At 70.6% G+C, this 14,298-nt stretch carries 15 protein-coding genes; 9 read left to right on the top strand and 6 right to left on the bottom strand.

Going from position 1 to position 14,298, the window contains the following annotated elements:
- Positions 1-136: 136 nt before the first annotated feature.
- Positions 137-1,153, bottom strand: a complete 1,017-nt coding sequence (locus K8W59_RS12080) for an endonuclease/exonuclease/phosphatase family protein (RefSeq protein ID WP_223394150.1) — start codon at positions 1,151-1,153, stop codon at positions 137-139.
- 139 nt (positions 1,154-1,292) lie between these two features.
- Here K8W59_RS12080 and K8W59_RS12075 point away from each other — a divergent pair, with 139 nt between their 5' ends.
- From K8W59_RS12075 to K8W59_RS12055, 5 genes are all read left to right on the top strand, one after another.
- A complete protein-coding gene (locus tag K8W59_RS12075; protein WP_223394149.1) occupies positions 1,293-2,489 on the top strand; it encodes an acyl-CoA dehydrogenase family protein in 1,197 nt (398 codons plus the stop codon).
- A 46-nt stretch (positions 2,490-2,535) separates the two neighbouring features.
- Entirely contained in the window at positions 2,536-3,069 is a 534-nt protein-coding gene (locus K8W59_RS12070; protein WP_223394147.1) for a MaoC family dehydratase, read from the top strand.
- A gap of 87 nt (positions 3,070-3,156) precedes the next feature.
- Complete coding sequence (locus tag K8W59_RS12065; RefSeq protein ID WP_223394145.1) at positions 3,157-3,369, top strand: DUF5302 family protein; 213 nt, start codon at positions 3,157-3,159, stop codon at positions 3,367-3,369.
- Positions 3,370-3,403: 34 nt separating this feature from the next.
- Entirely contained in the window at positions 3,404-3,970 is a 567-nt protein-coding gene (locus K8W59_RS12060) for a histidine phosphatase family protein (protein ID WP_223394143.1), read from the top strand.
- 4 nt (positions 3,971-3,974) lie between these two features.
- A complete protein-coding gene (locus K8W59_RS12055; protein WP_223394141.1) occupies positions 3,975-4,619 on the top strand; it encodes a DUF6758 family protein in 645 nt (214 codons plus the stop codon).
- 18 nt (positions 4,620-4,637) lie between these two features.
- On the opposite strand, the gene K8W59_RS12050 is transcribed toward K8W59_RS12055, so the two are convergent.
- On the bottom strand, positions 4,638-5,411 hold the full coding sequence (locus tag K8W59_RS12050; RefSeq protein ID WP_223394139.1) for an SDR family NAD(P)-dependent oxidoreductase: 774 nt from the start codon (positions 5,409-5,411) through the stop codon (positions 4,638-4,640).
- Between the two features lie 61 nt (positions 5,412-5,472).
- Here K8W59_RS12050 and K8W59_RS12045 point away from each other — a divergent pair, with 61 nt between their 5' ends.
- Together K8W59_RS12045 and K8W59_RS12040 are read left to right on the top strand one after the other, a co-directional pair.
- Entirely contained in the window at positions 5,473-6,279 is an 807-nt protein-coding gene (locus tag K8W59_RS12045) for a ParA family protein (protein ID WP_223394137.1), read from the top strand.
- Positions 6,276-7,004: a L,D-transpeptidase gene (locus K8W59_RS12040; RefSeq protein WP_223394135.1), complete on the top strand. Its 729-nt coding sequence runs from the start codon at positions 6,276-6,278 to the stop codon at positions 7,002-7,004. The genes K8W59_RS12045 and K8W59_RS12040 overlap by 4 nt, the downstream gene beginning before the upstream one ends.
- An 82-nt stretch (positions 7,005-7,086) precedes the next feature.
- Here K8W59_RS12040 and K8W59_RS12035 read toward each other — a convergent pair whose 3' ends face one another.
- Positions 7,087-8,517, bottom strand: a complete 1,431-nt coding sequence (locus tag K8W59_RS12035; protein ID WP_223394133.1) for a DEAD/DEAH box helicase — start codon at positions 8,515-8,517, stop codon at positions 7,087-7,089.
- 246 nt (positions 8,518-8,763) lie between these two features.
- Here K8W59_RS12035 and K8W59_RS12030 point away from each other — a divergent pair, with 246 nt between their 5' ends.
- Positions 8,764-9,468, top strand: coding sequence for a ferritin-like fold-containing protein (locus tag K8W59_RS12030; protein ID WP_223394131.1), 705 nt, complete (start codon positions 8,764-8,766; stop codon positions 9,466-9,468).
- A gap of 12 nt (positions 9,469-9,480) precedes the next feature.
- Here the strand turns inward: K8W59_RS12030 and K8W59_RS12025 are convergent, their stop codons facing one another.
- The 3 genes from K8W59_RS12025 to K8W59_RS12015 form a co-directional block, all read right to left on the bottom strand.
- Complete coding sequence (locus K8W59_RS12025) at positions 9,481-9,702, bottom strand: DUF3107 domain-containing protein (protein WP_223394129.1); 222 nt, start codon at positions 9,700-9,702, stop codon at positions 9,481-9,483.
- Positions 9,703-9,734: 32 nt separating this feature from the next.
- Positions 9,735-10,322 (bottom strand): TetR/AcrR family transcriptional regulator, encoded by a 588-nt coding sequence (locus K8W59_RS12020; RefSeq protein ID WP_397196014.1) that lies wholly within the window; start codon positions 10,320-10,322, stop codon positions 9,735-9,737.
- A gap of 160 nt (positions 10,323-10,482) precedes the next feature.
- The gene (locus tag K8W59_RS12015) at positions 10,483-12,825 is read right to left on the bottom strand and encodes an immune inhibitor A domain-containing protein (RefSeq protein WP_223394125.1); all 2,343 of its coding nucleotides are present in this window, start codon (positions 12,823-12,825) and stop codon (positions 10,483-10,485) included.
- A 269-nt stretch (positions 12,826-13,094) separates the two neighbouring features.
- Between K8W59_RS12015 and moeZ the strand changes: the two genes are divergently transcribed.
- Positions 13,095-14,294 (top strand): adenylyltransferase/sulfurtransferase MoeZ, encoded by a 1,200-nt coding sequence (moeZ, locus tag K8W59_RS12010; protein WP_223394123.1) that lies wholly within the window; start codon positions 13,095-13,097, stop codon positions 14,292-14,294.
- Positions 14,295-14,298: the final 4 nt, after the last annotated feature.

Genomic DNA, 14,298 nt, shown 5'->3' with positions numbered 1-14,298 from the left:
TGGGGGGTACGGCGTCAAGCCGGGGGCTTATAGCCGATACGGATGTGAAACCTGAGGACATTGTGGTGCGTGTCGAAAGAATCTCGCAAGACTTTCGTCATTTTGCCAGCCAACCTCAGTAGGGGGTAGGGGGTAGTTACCCGTCTCCGCCATCCCCCGCGATGCTGACCCGAGCCCGGATGAGCGGGTGGTCGCTGGTGCTGCCCACCGGAGTCTGGTCCACCACATGAGCGTCGAACCGGATGCCCGGCGTCCCGAGGATCCAATCGATCCAACCGGCCGCGGGAGGTGTGCAGCCGCCGTCGCGCCACCCACTGCCGTCCGCGGAGCGCAGCGGCGCCCGTCGTCCGACGCGGCAGGCATAGGTCCACTTCTCGTTCATGTCACCGGTCACGATCACCTCGCGTCCCGTCTCCAACAGCCGGTTGGTCAGTGCGGCTTGGGTACGGCGTGCCTCGCGACGCCACTGCTCCGCCGGGCCCCGGACGTTCGCGGGGTTGTGGAAGTTGGCGAACCAGACCTGTCGACCCGTACGGCGGTGCTCGAGCAGGACGAACGGCATCGGGTGGGGCGTGCCCCCGAAGTAGGGGATGTCGACGACGTCCCCGGCCACCTTCCGCCATTCCGAACGGCGCCACACGATGCTGTTCTGGACGATCCCGCCGCCCAGCTCCAGCCCCGGCCACACGGCGTACTCCGGAGCGATGTCCTGGAAGGCCCACAGCTGGACGCGGTGGAACTCCTGCAGCCCCGCGACGGAGACGTCGGTACGGCGCAGCAGGTCCACGGCGCCGACCATCCTGACCCGGCTGTCGGCGAACCGCGGCCGGTTGCCGGACGGCACGGTGTGCCGGTGACCCAGCACGTTGAAGGAGGCGACCACGAAGTCCGTGCCCTGGCCCACGGGTGCCGCGTCCGGGACCGACGGGATCTGCGGCGTGCGGTCCTCGCCGGGCTGCGTCGCCGGTCCGGTCGGGCGGCCGGAGGGGCTCGAGGAGGAGGGGGTGTCCGGGCCGTCGGCCCGGGAGGAGTCGGGCTCGGCCGGGTCGTCGGCGCGAGGCGACTGGCAGCCCGAGGCGGCCACCAGCGCGACGGCGAGGAGCAGGGCGGCGAGCGCTCGCCGGCGGCGAGGGGGAGGGGACGGTCGGCGCACGCCTGGCAAGGCTAGTGGAGCGCGGTCGTCGCGTTTCTCACACGGGGGTTCCCTGACCCCGTGGTGACGACATACTGGGCCGAATCATCCCTGGCGGCTCCCGGACGCTCCAGGGCGACACCCGCGCGAAAGGACCACGATGGCCCGCCTCTTGCAGACCGAAGGACTCACCGAGGACCAGACCGAGATCCTCAAGGCGGTCCGGACGTTCGTCGACGAGAAGATCCTGCCGGTGGCGACCGAGCTGGAGCACAAGGACGAGTACCCCACCGAGATCGTCGAGGGGCTCAAGGAGCTCGGGATCTTCGGCCTGATGATCCCCGAGGAGTACGACGGCCTCGGCGAGTCCCTGCTCACCTACGCCCTGTGCGTGGAGGAGATCGCCCGCGGCTGGATGAGCGTCTCGGGCATCATCAACACCCACTTCATCGTCGCCTACATGCTGCTGCAGCACGGCACCGAGGAGCAGAAGCAGAAGTACCTGCCCCGGATGGCCACCGGCGAGGTGCGAGGTGCCTTCTCCATGTCCGAGCCCGGCACCGGGTCCGACGTGTCGGCGATCAAGACCAAGGCGACCAAGACCGACGACGGCTATGAGATCACCGGCCAGAAGATGTGGCTGACCAACGGGGGCTCCTCCAACCTGGTCGCCGTGCTGGTCCGGACCGACGAGGGAGCCGACAGCGTCTACCGGAACATGACCACGTTCCTGGTGGAGAAGGAGGAGGGCTTCGGGGAGACCGCTCAGGGCGTCACGGTGCCCGGCAAGATCGACAAGATGGGCTACAAGGGCGTCGACACCACCGAGATGGTCTTCGAGGGCCACCGGATCTCCGCCGACCAGATCCTCGGCGGCGAGCCCGGCAAGGGCTTCTACCAGATGATGGACGGCGTCGAGGTGGGTCGCGTCAACGTGGCCGCCCGCGGCTGTGGCGTCGCCGCCCGGGCCTTCGAGCTGGGCATCTCCTACTCCCAGCAGCGAGAGACCTTCGGCAAGAAGATCGCCGACCACCAGGCGGTGCTGTTCCGGCTGGCCGAGATGGCCACCAAGGTCGAGGCGGCGCACGCGATGATGGTCAAGGCCGCCCGGATCAAGGACAAGGGCCAGCGCAACGACCTCGAGGCCGGGATGGCCAAGTACCTCGCCTCGGAGTACTGCGCGGAGGTCGTGGAGGACTCCTTCCGGATCCACGGCGGCTACGGCTTCTCCAAGGAGTACGAGATCGAGCGGCTCTACCGCGAAGCACCGATGCTCCTGATCGGCGAGGGCACGGCCGACATCCAGCGGATGATCATCGGGCGCCGGCTGCTCGAGGAGTACAAGCTCAAGTCCTGACGGCCGCGCCCGGCCCGACCATCACCCGCGAACCAGGAGGAACCACGTGCAGTTCGGACGCAGCTATGAGGAGTTCGAGGTCGGGGCGACCTACCGGCACTGGCCCGGCAAGACGGTCACCGAGTTCGACGACCACATGTTCTGCCTGCTCACGATGAACCACCACCCGCTCCACCTCGACGAGCACTACGCCGAGGAGACCACCCAGTTCGGCCGGAACGTGGTGGTGGGGAACTACGTCTACTCGATCCTGCTCGGGATGAGCGTCCCGGACATCTCCGGCAAGGCGATCGCCAACCTGGAGATCGAGTCGTTGCGCCACGTGGCGCCGACCTTCCACGGCGACACGCTCTACGGCGAGACGACCGTGCTGGACAAGTGGGAGTCGAAGTCCAAGGACGACCGCGGCGTGGTCCACGTCGAGACGATCGGCTACAACCAGGACGGCAAGGTGGTCTGCATCTTCCGGCGCAAGGTGATGGTGCCCAAGCAGAGCTACCTCGACGAGCGCGGCGGTGAGCAGCCGGGCCGCCCCGTGCCGCAGCCCGACAAGAACTGGCCCGGCCGCGACGCCGAGTAGCCCGCGGCGGAAACGCCGTCGACGGGGCGGGCCGCCCGTGGCACAGTGTGGGGGTTCGATGACCGTAGCGACCCCGGGAGGCACCGCATGACGACCGACGGCCACGACGACGCCCAGGGATCCGGCGCTCCGGAGGACATCAAGGCCAAGATGCGCGACGCCCTGGCGAAGAAGAACGACCAGGAGCAGGGGGTCCACGAGGACGGGCCGCTGCAGGAGAAGGCGCACGGCTCGGAGGTGGTCGGCCGCAACGCCGGGACCCAGATGCACCGTCGCAAGGCGGGCGGCGGCGGCTCCTGACGGCCCGCTCGACGCGACCTGCGACACTACCCGGATGGAGACGCAGCAGGTCTGGCTGGTCCGGCACGGTGAGACCGAGTGGAGCCGGGACGGGCGGCACACCAGCAGCACCGATTTGGAGCTGACCGAGCGCGGCCGCAAGGTCGCCGAGAGCCTGCGCGACCGCCTGGCCGGCCGCGACTTCGGTCTGGTCCTGACCAGCCCGTTGCGTCGGGCGGCGGAGACCGCCCGGCTCGCCGGCCGGGACGACGCCGTCGTCGACGACCGGCTGCGGGAGTGGGAGTACGGCGCCTTCGAGGGCCTCACCACCGAGCAGATCCGCGAGCAGGTGCCCGGGTGGGAGCTGTGGACCCATCCGGCTCCCGCCGGCGGCGAGTCCGTGGAGCAGATGGACGCCCGGATGGCCTCCCTGGCCGCGCGGGTGCGCGAGGTGGAGGGCGACGTGCTGATGTTCGCCCACGGCCACTCGCTGGGCGCCTTCACCGCCTGCTGGCTGGGGCTCGGTGCGGCGAACACCGGCCATTTCCCCCTGGACACCGCCACCGTCTCGGTGCTCTCCAGCAAGCGCGACACCCCCGTCGTCCGGCAGTGGAACGCCTGAGCCGATGACCCTCACGCCCGGCTGCCCGCGCTGCACGCAGGCGATCCGGGCCGCCGGAGAGCGGTGGCAGTGCCCGACCCACGGTGACGTGACCCCGCTGTGGCGACCCACGCCGGTGTCCTACGACGAGTTCGCCGCGCTGGTGGTCGCCGCGGCGCACCACCCGACGTACCTGCCCTGGCCGCTCAGCCCCGGCTGGCGGGTCAGCGACGCCGGGGTGGTCGTGGACCGCCTCGACGGCTCGGGCACGGTGCTCGCCACCGTCACCGCCTGCGCCGGTGTCAGTGAGCTCGACGGCTCCGTGGATGTGCTGGTGGTGGCGGAGGAGCCCGGCACGGGCCTCGGGGGACGGGTCGCCGGGCTGCTGCGGGACGACCCGGGCCCGGAGGTGGGGGAGGGCTCGCCCTCGGTCCGGGTGCGGCTGGGCTCCCAGGCGGTGCCGCTGTGGTCGGTCTCCACCAGCCAGGTGGGCGAGGACCTGGACCGGTCGGTCTTCGCCGGCGAGGCGCATGGGCGCTGGCTGTGGCTGGTGCTGCGGCCCGCCTCGGCCGCGCTGCTGCTGCGCGACGACTGGATCCTCCGCGACGTCTCGGGCATGGGCCCGCCCCTGGTCGAGCTCCCGTTCGCCGGCCCCACGCCCTCCTGGTGACCGGCGCCGGGCGGCGGCTCAGCGCCCGAGTGACTGCAGCCGCTGCAGCACCCGGTTCGGTACGGCGCGGCTCAGCGTCGTGATGGTGCGGTACTGCGCGCCGGGGACCGACAGCACCCGGCCGCGGTCGAAGTCGGCGAGCGCGCGCCGCACGAGCACGTCGGCGTCGAGCCACATGAAGTCCGGGGCGGAGTCCTGGGAGACCTGCATCCGGGAGTGGAACTCGGTGCGGGTGAAGCCCGGGCACAGCGTGGTGACGGTGATCCCGCGGTCGCGGTACTCGCCTGCCGCCCACTCTCCGAACGAGTTCACCCACGCCTTGGCCGCGGAGTAGGTGCCGCGGGGGAGGAACGCGGCGACGCTGCTGACGTTGATCAGGCCACCGTGCCCGCGCTCGCTCATCGCGCCCAGGGCCGCGTGGGAGAGCCGCAGGACCGCGGTCACCAGGACGTCCAGCATCGCCTGCTCGTCCTCGACGTCGTTGTCCAGGAAGCGCTGTCGCAGCCCGAACCCCGCGTTGTTGACCAGCAGCTCGACCGGCGCCTCGGGGTCGGCGACGCGGCGCTCGACCCGGGCCAGCTGCTCGCGCTCGGTGAGGTCCGCGGGCAGGACCTCGACGGCCACGCCGTACGCCGTCTCGAGCTCGGCGGCGACCTCGGTGAGCCGCTCCGCGTCGCGGGCCACGAGCACCAGGTCGTGGCCGCGGCCGGCCAGCTGGCGGGCGAACTCGTGGCCGATGCCGGCCGTGGCGCCCGTGACGAGGGCCGTTCCAGGGAGGTCGGGGGCGATCATGTGCTCAGGAAAGCCGGTGTCGTCGCCGAAGAGCAACCCCGGCAAGGCATGATGGACGGCGATGACCACCACACTCGCCATCGCCAACCAGAAGGGCGGCGTCGCCAAGACCACCTCGGTCGCCTCGATCGGGGCGGCGCTCGCCGAGCAGGGTGCCCGGGTCCTGCTCGTGGACCTCGACCCGCAGGCGTGCCTCACGTTCTCGCTGGGGATCGACCCCGAGGACCTGGACCTCTCGGTCCACCACGTGCTCACCAAGGGGCTGGAGCCGGGCGAGGCGATCATCGAGACCGAGGACGGCGTCGACCTGCTCCCGGCCACCATCGAGCTGGCCCGTGCCGAGGCCGACCTGCTGACCCGGACCGGTCGCGAGCACGCGATCACCGCGGCGATGGAGGGCCTGGACGAGGACGAGCCCTACGACTGGGTGCTGCTGGACTGCCCGCCCTCGCTCGGGGTGCTGACCGTGGCGGCGCTGACCGCCGCCGACGGCGTACTCATCCCGCTGCAGTGCGAGACGCTCTCGCACCGGGGTGTGGGGCAGCTCCTGGACACCGTCCACGACGTACGCCGCTTCACCAACCGCGGCCTGGAGGTCTGGGGCGTCCTGCCGACCCTCTACGACGGGCGCACCAACCACTCCCGCACGGTCCTGGAGACGATCTCCGACACCTACGACCTCGAGGTCGTCGAGCCGCCGATCCCCAAGACGATCAAGTTCGCCGAGGCGCCCGCCGCCGGCCGCTCGATCCTGAGCACGAGCCGCAGCAGCAAGGGTGCCCGGGCCTACCGCGACGTGGCGCAGACGCTCGCCGAGCGCAGCAGGCGACCGCGCAGGAAGTCGACGTCCCGCCGCGGGAAGCGATGAGGGAGGCGCCCGTGGAGCCCGCCGGCGGACAGCCCCGCTACGGACGGATCGCGCTGGTCGGTGCTGCCGGCCTGGTCACCACGGTGGCCCTGCTCGGCGGGCTCGGGCTGATCGACCCCGAGGCTCCCGCCCGGGCCGACGACACGGTCGCGAGCGTCGCGGGCGCCCGCCCCTCGCCCTCGACGGCGCCTTCGCCCTCCGCGAGCGAGGAGACCGGGGAGGATGACGGGCAGGACCGTACGGCGGACGCCGACTCCGCCGGCACCTCGGACCCGAGCCGCTCGGACCGGCAGGGCCGCGAGGCCGCCCAGCAGGACCGGGCCCTGCCGCCGAAGTCCGGAGAGGGCCGCCGCGTGGTCTTCAGCGAGGGCCGTCAGCGGGTGTGGCTGGTCGGGGCGGACGACAGAGTCCGCCGTACCTACCTGGTGTCCGGCAGCATCTACGACAACCTCGAGCCGGGGCGCTACGCGGTGTGGTCGCGGTCGGAGAACGCGGTCGGGGTCGGCGACTCCGGGACGATGAGGTTCTTCGTTCGCTTCGCCCGCGGCGACACCGGGGCCGCGATCGGCTTCCACGACATCCCGATCGACGACGGCAAGCCGGTCCAGACGACCGACCAGCTCGGCACGCCGCTCTCGCACGGCTGCATCCGGCAGCGACGCGCGGACGCCATCCGGATGTGGGAGTTCGCACCGATCGGCACCCGGGTCGTCGTCACGGCCTGACGGGAGCGGCCCCCGCCGGGACGTCATACGTTCTGGGGAACCGCTTCCCCGCTTCGTATGACGCTGCGGCGGGCCGGAGGCCTCAGTCCTGGGTGGTCGTGGCCGCCGGCGCCTGCGCGCCGACCTCGCTGGTGCCGCCACCGCCGGAGGAGCGGCGCCGCCGACGACGCCGGTTGCGGTTCCCCGAGCCCTCGGAGGAGCCGGACGCCTGCGTGCCCGCGCCCTGATCGGGGCCGGACTCCCCGGAGGGGGCGCCACCGGCCACCGGCTCGCCGCTGCGAGTGCGCTTCCGGTTGCGGTTGCGGTTGCGGTTGCGGTTGCGGGAGGGACGCTCGCCGGAGCCCTCGCGACGACCCTCGCCGTCACGGTCCCGGCGCGGCTCACGCGGCTTCTCCGCCACCAGGCGAGCCTTGGTGCCTGGCGCGATGCCCTGGTCGTGGAAGAGGTGCTCGGAGGTGGAGTAGGTCTCCGGCGGGTTGTCGAAGGGCAGGTCCAGCGCCTTGTTGATCATCTTCCAGCGGTGCAGGTCCTGCCAGTCGACCAGCGTGATCGCCGTACCGGTCGCCCCGGCGCGGCCCGTCCGGCCGATCCGGTGGACGTAGGTCTTGTCGTCCTCCGGGCAGGAGTAGTTGACCACGTGGGAGACGCCGCGGACGTCGATGCCGCGGGCAGCGACGTCGGTGGCGACGAGCACCTTGAGCTTGTCGTCGCGGAACCGGGTCAGTGCCTTCTCCCGGGCGACCTGCGCCATGTCGCCGTGCAGCGCGGAGGCCGCGAAGCCGCGGTCGGCGAGGTCGTCGGCGACCCGCTGGGCCTGCCGCTTGGTGCGGGTGAACACGATCATCTTGTCCGCGTCCTCGGCCTGCAGGACCTTGCCGATGATCTCCGGCTTGTCCAGGTCGTGGGCGAGGTAGATGAACTGGGCGGTCGCCGGCACGGTCGCGTTCTCATAGGAGGACTCGGCGCGGATGTTCATCGGGTGCCGCATGTGCATCCGGGCCAGCGCCACGATCTGAGCGGGCATGGTGGCCGAGAACAGCATGGTCTGCCGGGTCTCCGGCGTCTTGCGCAGCAGCGTCTCGACATCGGGGAGGAAGCCCAGGTCCAGCATCTCGTCGGCCTCGTCGAGCACGAGGGCGTGCACGTGGGAGAGGTCGAGGGCACGTCGGTTGGCCAGGTCGATGAGGCGGCCCGGGGTGCCGACCACGATGTCCACACCGGCGGCGAGGGCCTCCAGCTGGGGCTCGTAGCCCACGCCGCCGTAGACGGTCAGCACCCGGAAGCCGCGGTCGGCGCCGGCCAGGGCGAGGTCGGAGGAGACCTGCAGGGCGAGCTCGCGGGTCGGGGCGACGATCAGGGCCTGGGGCTTGCCGGCGGGCAGCTCGGCGTAGTCGGGGTCGCTCGGCGCGACGCTGCGCTGCAGCACCGGGATACCGAAGGCCAGCGTCTTGCCGGTGCCGGTGCGGGCCTGGCCGATCAGGTCGGTGCCCATCAGGGCGACCGAGAGGGTCATCTCCTGGATGGCGAAGGGGGTGGTGATGCCGGCGCGGTCGAGGGCATCGCAGATCTCGGGCTGGACACCCAGCTCACGGAAGGTGGTGATGGTCTTCTCTTTTCCTCAGGTCGCCGGGCGCTCGTGCCCGGTGCTCGTCACGGTCGAATGCGGCGGACCCGGGGGAACGATGGCGGCCTGCCGCGCACATACCGACGGCGCCAGGAGGGCGCCAGTCGCGCATCAGTCTATCGCTAGGGTACGAACATGACTGAATCCCCCGCGCCGGCAGCACCTGCCGACCCGTTCAAGGACAGCGGCTATCGGGAGGCGGTGGTCGATCTGCTGGGGGTGATCGCCTACGGCGAGCTGTCGGCCTTCGAGCGGCTGGCCGAGGACGCCGCGATGGCCCCGACCCTGGAGGACAAGGTCGCGATGTCGCGGATGGCCAGCGCCGAGTTCGGCCACCTGGAGCCTCTGCAGGACCGGCTCACCGAGCTCGGGGCGGACCCTGCCGAGGCGATGAAGCCGTTCGTCGCGGCCATCGACGGCTTCCACGACCACACGGCCCCGGCCGACTGGTACGAGGGACTGGTGAAGGCGTACGTCGGCGACGGTCTCGCCGCGGACTTCTACCGCGAGGTCGCCGCCCAGCTCGACCCGGCGACGCGCGACCTGATCATCGCCTCACTCGCCGACGTCGGGCACTCCGAGTTCGTGGTGGAGCGGGTGCGTGCTGCCATCGCTGCGGACCCGCGCCTGGGCGGACGGCTGGCCCTGTGGGCCCGCCGGCTGATGGGGGAGGCGCTCTCGCAGGCGCAACGCGTGGCCGCCGAACGGGACAGCCTGGCCGACCTGCTCGCCGGTGGCGTGGACCGCCCCGGGCTGGACCTGGCCGCCATCGGCAAGATGTTCTCCCGGCTCACCGAGCGGCACACCGAGCGGATGGGGCGGCTCGGGCTGGACGCCTGAGCCGCCCGCCGCTCACCGGAAGCCGACGTTGCCGCTGACCCCTCCGCCGATCTCGACGTAGGCGATGCGGTTGCCCGGCACCACGATGCGCCGGCCCTTGCTGTCGGTCAGAGCCAGCACCTGACCGTCGGAGGCGAGTGCCTCGACGACCTGCTTCTCGACCGTCTCCTGGTCCTCGCCGGACTCGATCAGCAGCTCGCGGGGCGCGTGCTGCACGCCGATCTTGACCTCCATGAAAGTTCAGCCTCCCTCGGTGGTGGGTTGTCTCAGTTCTCGTCGCTGCGGGGGTAGCCCCGGATGCCGCGCCAGGCCAGCCCGGAGATGAGGGCCGCCGCGTCGGGCTGCGGCATGGTCGCCCCCTCGCGCAGCCAGTAGCGCGAGCTCACCTGCGCCATCCCGACCAGCGACACGGCCAGCAGGCGCGACGCGTCGGCCGGCAGGCCGGTGTCCTCGGCGATCACCTCGGCGATCATGTCCGCGCACTCGGTGGTGACCCGCTCGACCCGCTCGCGCACGGCCGGGTCGTTGGTCAGGTCGGACTCGAAGACCAGCCGGAAGGCGCCGGTGTCGGCGGCGACGTAGCTGAAGAACGCGTCGATGGTGCGCGCCACGCGCTCCTGGTTGTCCTGCGTCGAGGCCAGGGCACTGCGACAGTTGTCGATGATCTGGTCGCACGAGGTGTCGACCAAGGCGAGGTAGAGCTCCAGCTTGCCCGGGAAGTGCTGGTAGAGCACCGGCTTGGAGACGCCGGCTCGCTCGGCGATGTCGTCCATCGCGGCGGCGTGGTAGCCCTGGCGCACGAAGACCTCCAGGGCCGACTCCAGCAGCTGCGCACGGCGCTCGCGGCGCGGCATGCGCAAGCCGCGGGGGCGGGGCGTGGCCCCGGTCGATCCTGACGTCACCGCACACTCCTCCTGATCGGTCTTCGCGCAGCCTATCCGTCCGTCGTCGGGACGCGAACGGGGCGGGGAGCCGGTCGGCTCCCCGCCCCGTGGCGGCACTGGTCCCGTGGGATCAGTTGGCCGGGTTGCGCACCTGCACGGTGATCGAGTCAGCGGTCTGCTTCGTCACCGTCGCCCGCACGCCCACACCGGCCACCTTCACCGACGCGGTCTTGTTGGTCGCGGTCCAGTAGCGGTTGGGGTCACGGTCGTCGAACGTGGCCACCATCTGCCGGCTCGGCACCGTCAGCGTCTGCGTGTGCGCCTTCTTGGCGTTGCCGGGCACCACCTCGCGCTGCAGCGAGATCCGGTCGGTCCGCTCCAGGCCGAAGGTGCTGTCGAAGGCCTGGATCCGGTTGCGCGCCACCGCGCCGGAGCGGCCGTCGCTCCACCGCAGGGTCTGCGGCATCGCGTCCACCGGCAGCGCGTAGCCGTAGCCCGGGTGCTGCGAGGTGTTGTTGTTGGCCACCGAGTGGTTGACGTACCAGACCAGCATGCCGTTCTGGTACGGGTAGTACTGCACCCAGTCCGGACGGGTCGCGGCCCAGCCGAAGTTGTACGGGCCGGTGCGCAGCGTGTCGTCGTAGTTGACGTAGGACTTGTTCTCCATCAGGTAGTAGCGCGGGGTGGTCTCGGTGATCGTCCCCGTGGTGCGCAGCCACCCCTTCGCCACCCAGGCGCTGGTCTCGGTCTCGGCGCCGTCGGTGTCGACGACCTGGCCGTCGACCGTGGTGGTCACCTCGTCGACCATCACGCCGGGGTTGCTCACCCCGCCGTCGGTCTTGTAGACGAACCGGAACATCGAGGCCTTGCCACCGGCCTGGTAGGTGTAGCTGACCGGGACCCAGCCACCGGAGGAGCCGGTGTACTCGCCGGCGTTGGTCCAGGTGTTGCCGCCGTCGGTGGAGTACTGCGCGTACCAGTAGTCGTAGTCGGTCTCGGTGTCGTACCACGCCATCGCGTCGACCCTCACGGTCTGACCGGCCGGCACCTCACGCGTGAGCGTGTTGTTCAGGTCGTCCCCGGAGTCGGAGTACCACGCGTACTCGCCCGCGTAGGGGTCGCCGACGGTTCGGGTGGACTCGATGTCGGGCAGCATGACCTGCACCGCGTCATTGCTCGCCGGGTCTCCAGCCGCGCGCAGCGTGTAGGTGCCGGACTGCCCGGCGTCGACGACCTTCGGGTTGAGCCAGCCCAGGTAGAGCTTCTCCTCGGCACCCAGGTCGTTCGGGGTGCCGCCGATGCCGTAGAGGAAGGAGTCCTCGGAGTTCTCCGTGCCATGGCCCAGCCACGAGCCGGAGGACATCAGGTTCCAGAAGCCGGTGCTGTTCTCGCCGCCGGCGGTGTCGTAGTAGTCCGGCAGGCCCAGGTCGTGGGCGTACTCGTGGGCGAACACGCCCAGTCCACCGTTCTCCGGCTCGACGGTGTAGTCACCGACGAACAGGCCGGTGTTGCCGACCTCCTGGCCGCCGTTGAGGTTCTGCCGGCCACCGACGGACGGCCCGACCGAGCCGATGGTGGTGTAGTCGGCGTACCAGCGGTGCGACCAGATGGCGAACTCGCCGAGGATGCCGCCACCGGCCTCCTCGCCCGCACCGGCGTGGATCGCCTGGAAGTGGTCGATGTAGCCGTCGGGCTCGTTGAAGTCGCCGTCGCCGTCGAAGTCGTACCGGTCCCACTTGTCGAAGTCGGCGAGATAGGTCCGGATCTCCGCGTCGGTCTTGCCGGCGGCCTTCTGCTTGTTGTACCAGGCGTCGACGGTGTCGTTGATGAAGTCCCAGGAGCCCCGGGCCTCGTTGTTGTTGTCGCCGTAGTAGTTGCCGTTGCGCGGGACCTGGACCCAGTCCTCGGTGGTCACGTTCACGTTGTACTGACCGTTGGACTGGTCGAGGTAGAAGTCCTTGAAGGACTCGCCCTTCTCGTTGCCGGTGTTGAACATCGCGTTGTAGTGCGCGACGTTGAAGTCCTCGGTCCACTGGGTGGAGTTGTCCTTGCTGCGGTCCGGCTCGGGGATCTCGTTGTGCAGCGGGCCGGCCTCACCGCCGGCGGCGGTGGTCTGGTCGCCGAACTCGGACAGGATCGTCCAGACGTTCGCCTGCTTGTCGTTGTCGAACAACTCGACCGACTCGCCGCTGGCGAGCTCCACCACGGAGCCACCGCCGCGCTGCGGCCTCGGCTCGGCCTTGCCTCGGGCAACGGCCTCCAGGGCCTGCTGCCGCAGCTTCATCTGCTTCTTGGCCAGCGGGTTGGGACGGTTGTCCTTACGCGTGGAAGCGGCGCTGCGGCTGTCCGGTGAGGAGGCCGAGGCGCCATCGGCGGCCTGGGTCGGCGCGCCCAGCGTGGCGGCCAACGCCAGTCCGACGGCCAGCGCCGAGCCACCGGCGACGGCTCGCCGTAGGGGTGATGGGGTGTTCACAGGTGAACCTTCTTGTTTTATCCGGGGCCACGAGACGCGCCGTCACCGCACCGCAGAACGCGGAGGGCGGGCGTGCGGCCCGAGCCGAATGATGTGAGCGTGACGAGCCTCACCCACGGACGTGCTGCTTGGCAAGACTCCCGAGGGTGGAAATCGTGCGCGGACGTCCGGATGGCGGGCGTTGGCGACGAGCGGGAACAATCCCGCTGAGGGAAACTGTTGACATCGACGAGCCGTCCGCCGTACCGAGCCCGTCCCGAGGAGGCACGTTGTCTTTCCCGCCGTTGGTGGAGCCCGCCGAGGACCTGACCACCGATGAGGTCCGTCGCTACAGCCGGCACCTGATCATCCCCGACGTGGGGATGACGGGGCAGAAGCGGCTCAAGAACGCCAAGGTGCTGGTGATCGGTGCCGGCGGCCTGGGGTCGCCCGCGCTGCTCTACCTCGCCGCCGCCGGGGTGGGGACGATCGGCATCGCCGAGTTCGACGAGGTCGACGAGTCCAACCTCCAGCGACAGGTCATCCACGGCCAGTCCGACGTGGGCAGGTCCAAGGCGCAGTCGGCCAAGGAGTCGATCGCCGAGACCAACCCGTACGTCAAGGTGGTGCTGCACGAGGGGCGGCTGGACAACGACAACGTGATGGACGTCTTCGCCGGCTACGACCTGATCGTGGACGGCACCGACAACTTCGCCACCCGCTACATGGTCAACGACGCGGCGTACTTCCTCGGGATCCCCTACGTGTGGGGCTCGATCTACCGGTTCGACGGCCAGGCCAGCGTGTTCGCGCCCATGCTCGGTGACGACCTGCCCTGCTACCGCTGCCTCTACCCCGAGCCCCCGCCGCCCGGAATGGTGCCCAGCTGCGCCGAGGGCGGTGTGCTCGGGGTGCTGTGCGCCGCCATCGGCTCGATCCAGGTCAACGAGGCGATCAAGCTGCTCGCCGGGATCGGCGACCCGATCGCGGGTCGGCTGATGATCTACGACGCCTTGGAGATGGAGTATCGCAAGCTCAAGGTGCGCAAGGACCCGAACTGCGCGCTGTGCGGGGAGAACCCCACCGTCACCGGGCTGATCGACTACGACACCTTCTGCGGTGCGATCTCCGAGGACGCCGCGGAGGCGGCGGCGGACTCCACCATCTCGGTGCGCCAGCTCGAGGAGATGCTGCAGCAGCGCGAGGCGGGCGAGCGGGACTTCGTCCTCGTCGACGTGCGCGAGCCCAACGAGTTCGAGATCAACCGGATCCCCGGGTCGGTCCTCATCCCCAAGGGCGAGTTCCTCAACGGCAACGCGCTCGGCGAGCTGCCCTCGGACCGGCAGGTGGTCCTGCACTGCAAGTCCGGCGTGCGCTCCGCCGAGGCGCTCGCGGTGCTCAAGGGCGCGGGCTACTCCGACGCGGTGCACGTCGGTGGCGGCGTGGTGGCCTGGGTGGACCAGATCGACCCCAGCCAGCCGACGTACTGAGGAG

Source organism: Nocardioides rotundus (assembly GCF_019931675.1).
Taxonomy (GTDB): Bacteria; Actinomycetota; Actinomycetes; order Propionibacteriales; family Nocardioidaceae; genus Nocardioides; species Nocardioides rotundus.
This window is presented reverse-complemented; position numbering and strand designations above follow the sequence as displayed.

Coding starts and splice junctions, on each gene's coding strand:
- K8W59_RS12075 (WP_223394149.1), top strand. CDS start 1,293: ATGGCCCGCCTCTTGCAGACCGAAGGACTCACCGAGGACCAGACCGAG.
- K8W59_RS12065 (WP_223394145.1), top strand. CDS start 3,157: ATGACGACCGACGGCCACGACGACGCCCAGGGATCCGGCGCTCCGGAG.
- K8W59_RS12060 (WP_223394143.1), top strand. CDS start 3,404: ATGGAGACGCAGCAGGTCTGGCTGGTCCGGCACGGTGAGACCGAGTGG.
- K8W59_RS12055 (WP_223394141.1), top strand. CDS start 3,975: ATGACCCTCACGCCCGGCTGCCCGCGCTGCACGCAGGCGATCCGGGCC.
- K8W59_RS12050 (WP_223394139.1), bottom strand. CDS start 5,411: ATGATCGCCCCCGACCTCCCTGGAACGGCCCTCGTCACGGGCGCCACG.
- K8W59_RS12045 (WP_223394137.1), top strand. CDS start 5,473: ATGACCACCACACTCGCCATCGCCAACCAGAAGGGCGGCGTCGCCAAG.
- K8W59_RS12040 (WP_223394135.1), top strand. CDS start 6,276: ATGAGGGAGGCGCCCGTGGAGCCCGCCGGCGGACAGCCCCGCTACGGA.
- K8W59_RS12035 (WP_223394133.1), bottom strand. CDS start 8,517: ATGACCCTCTCGGTCGCCCTGATGGGCACCGACCTGATCGGCCAGGCC.
- K8W59_RS12030 (WP_223394131.1), top strand. CDS start 8,764: ATGACTGAATCCCCCGCGCCGGCAGCACCTGCCGACCCGTTCAAGGAC.
- K8W59_RS12025 (WP_223394129.1), bottom strand. CDS start 9,702: ATGGAGGTCAAGATCGGCGTGCAGCACGCGCCCCGCGAGCTGCTGATC.
- K8W59_RS12020 (WP_397196014.1), bottom strand. CDS start 10,322: ATGCCGCGCCGCGAGCGCCGTGCGCAGCTGCTGGAGTCGGCCCTGGAG.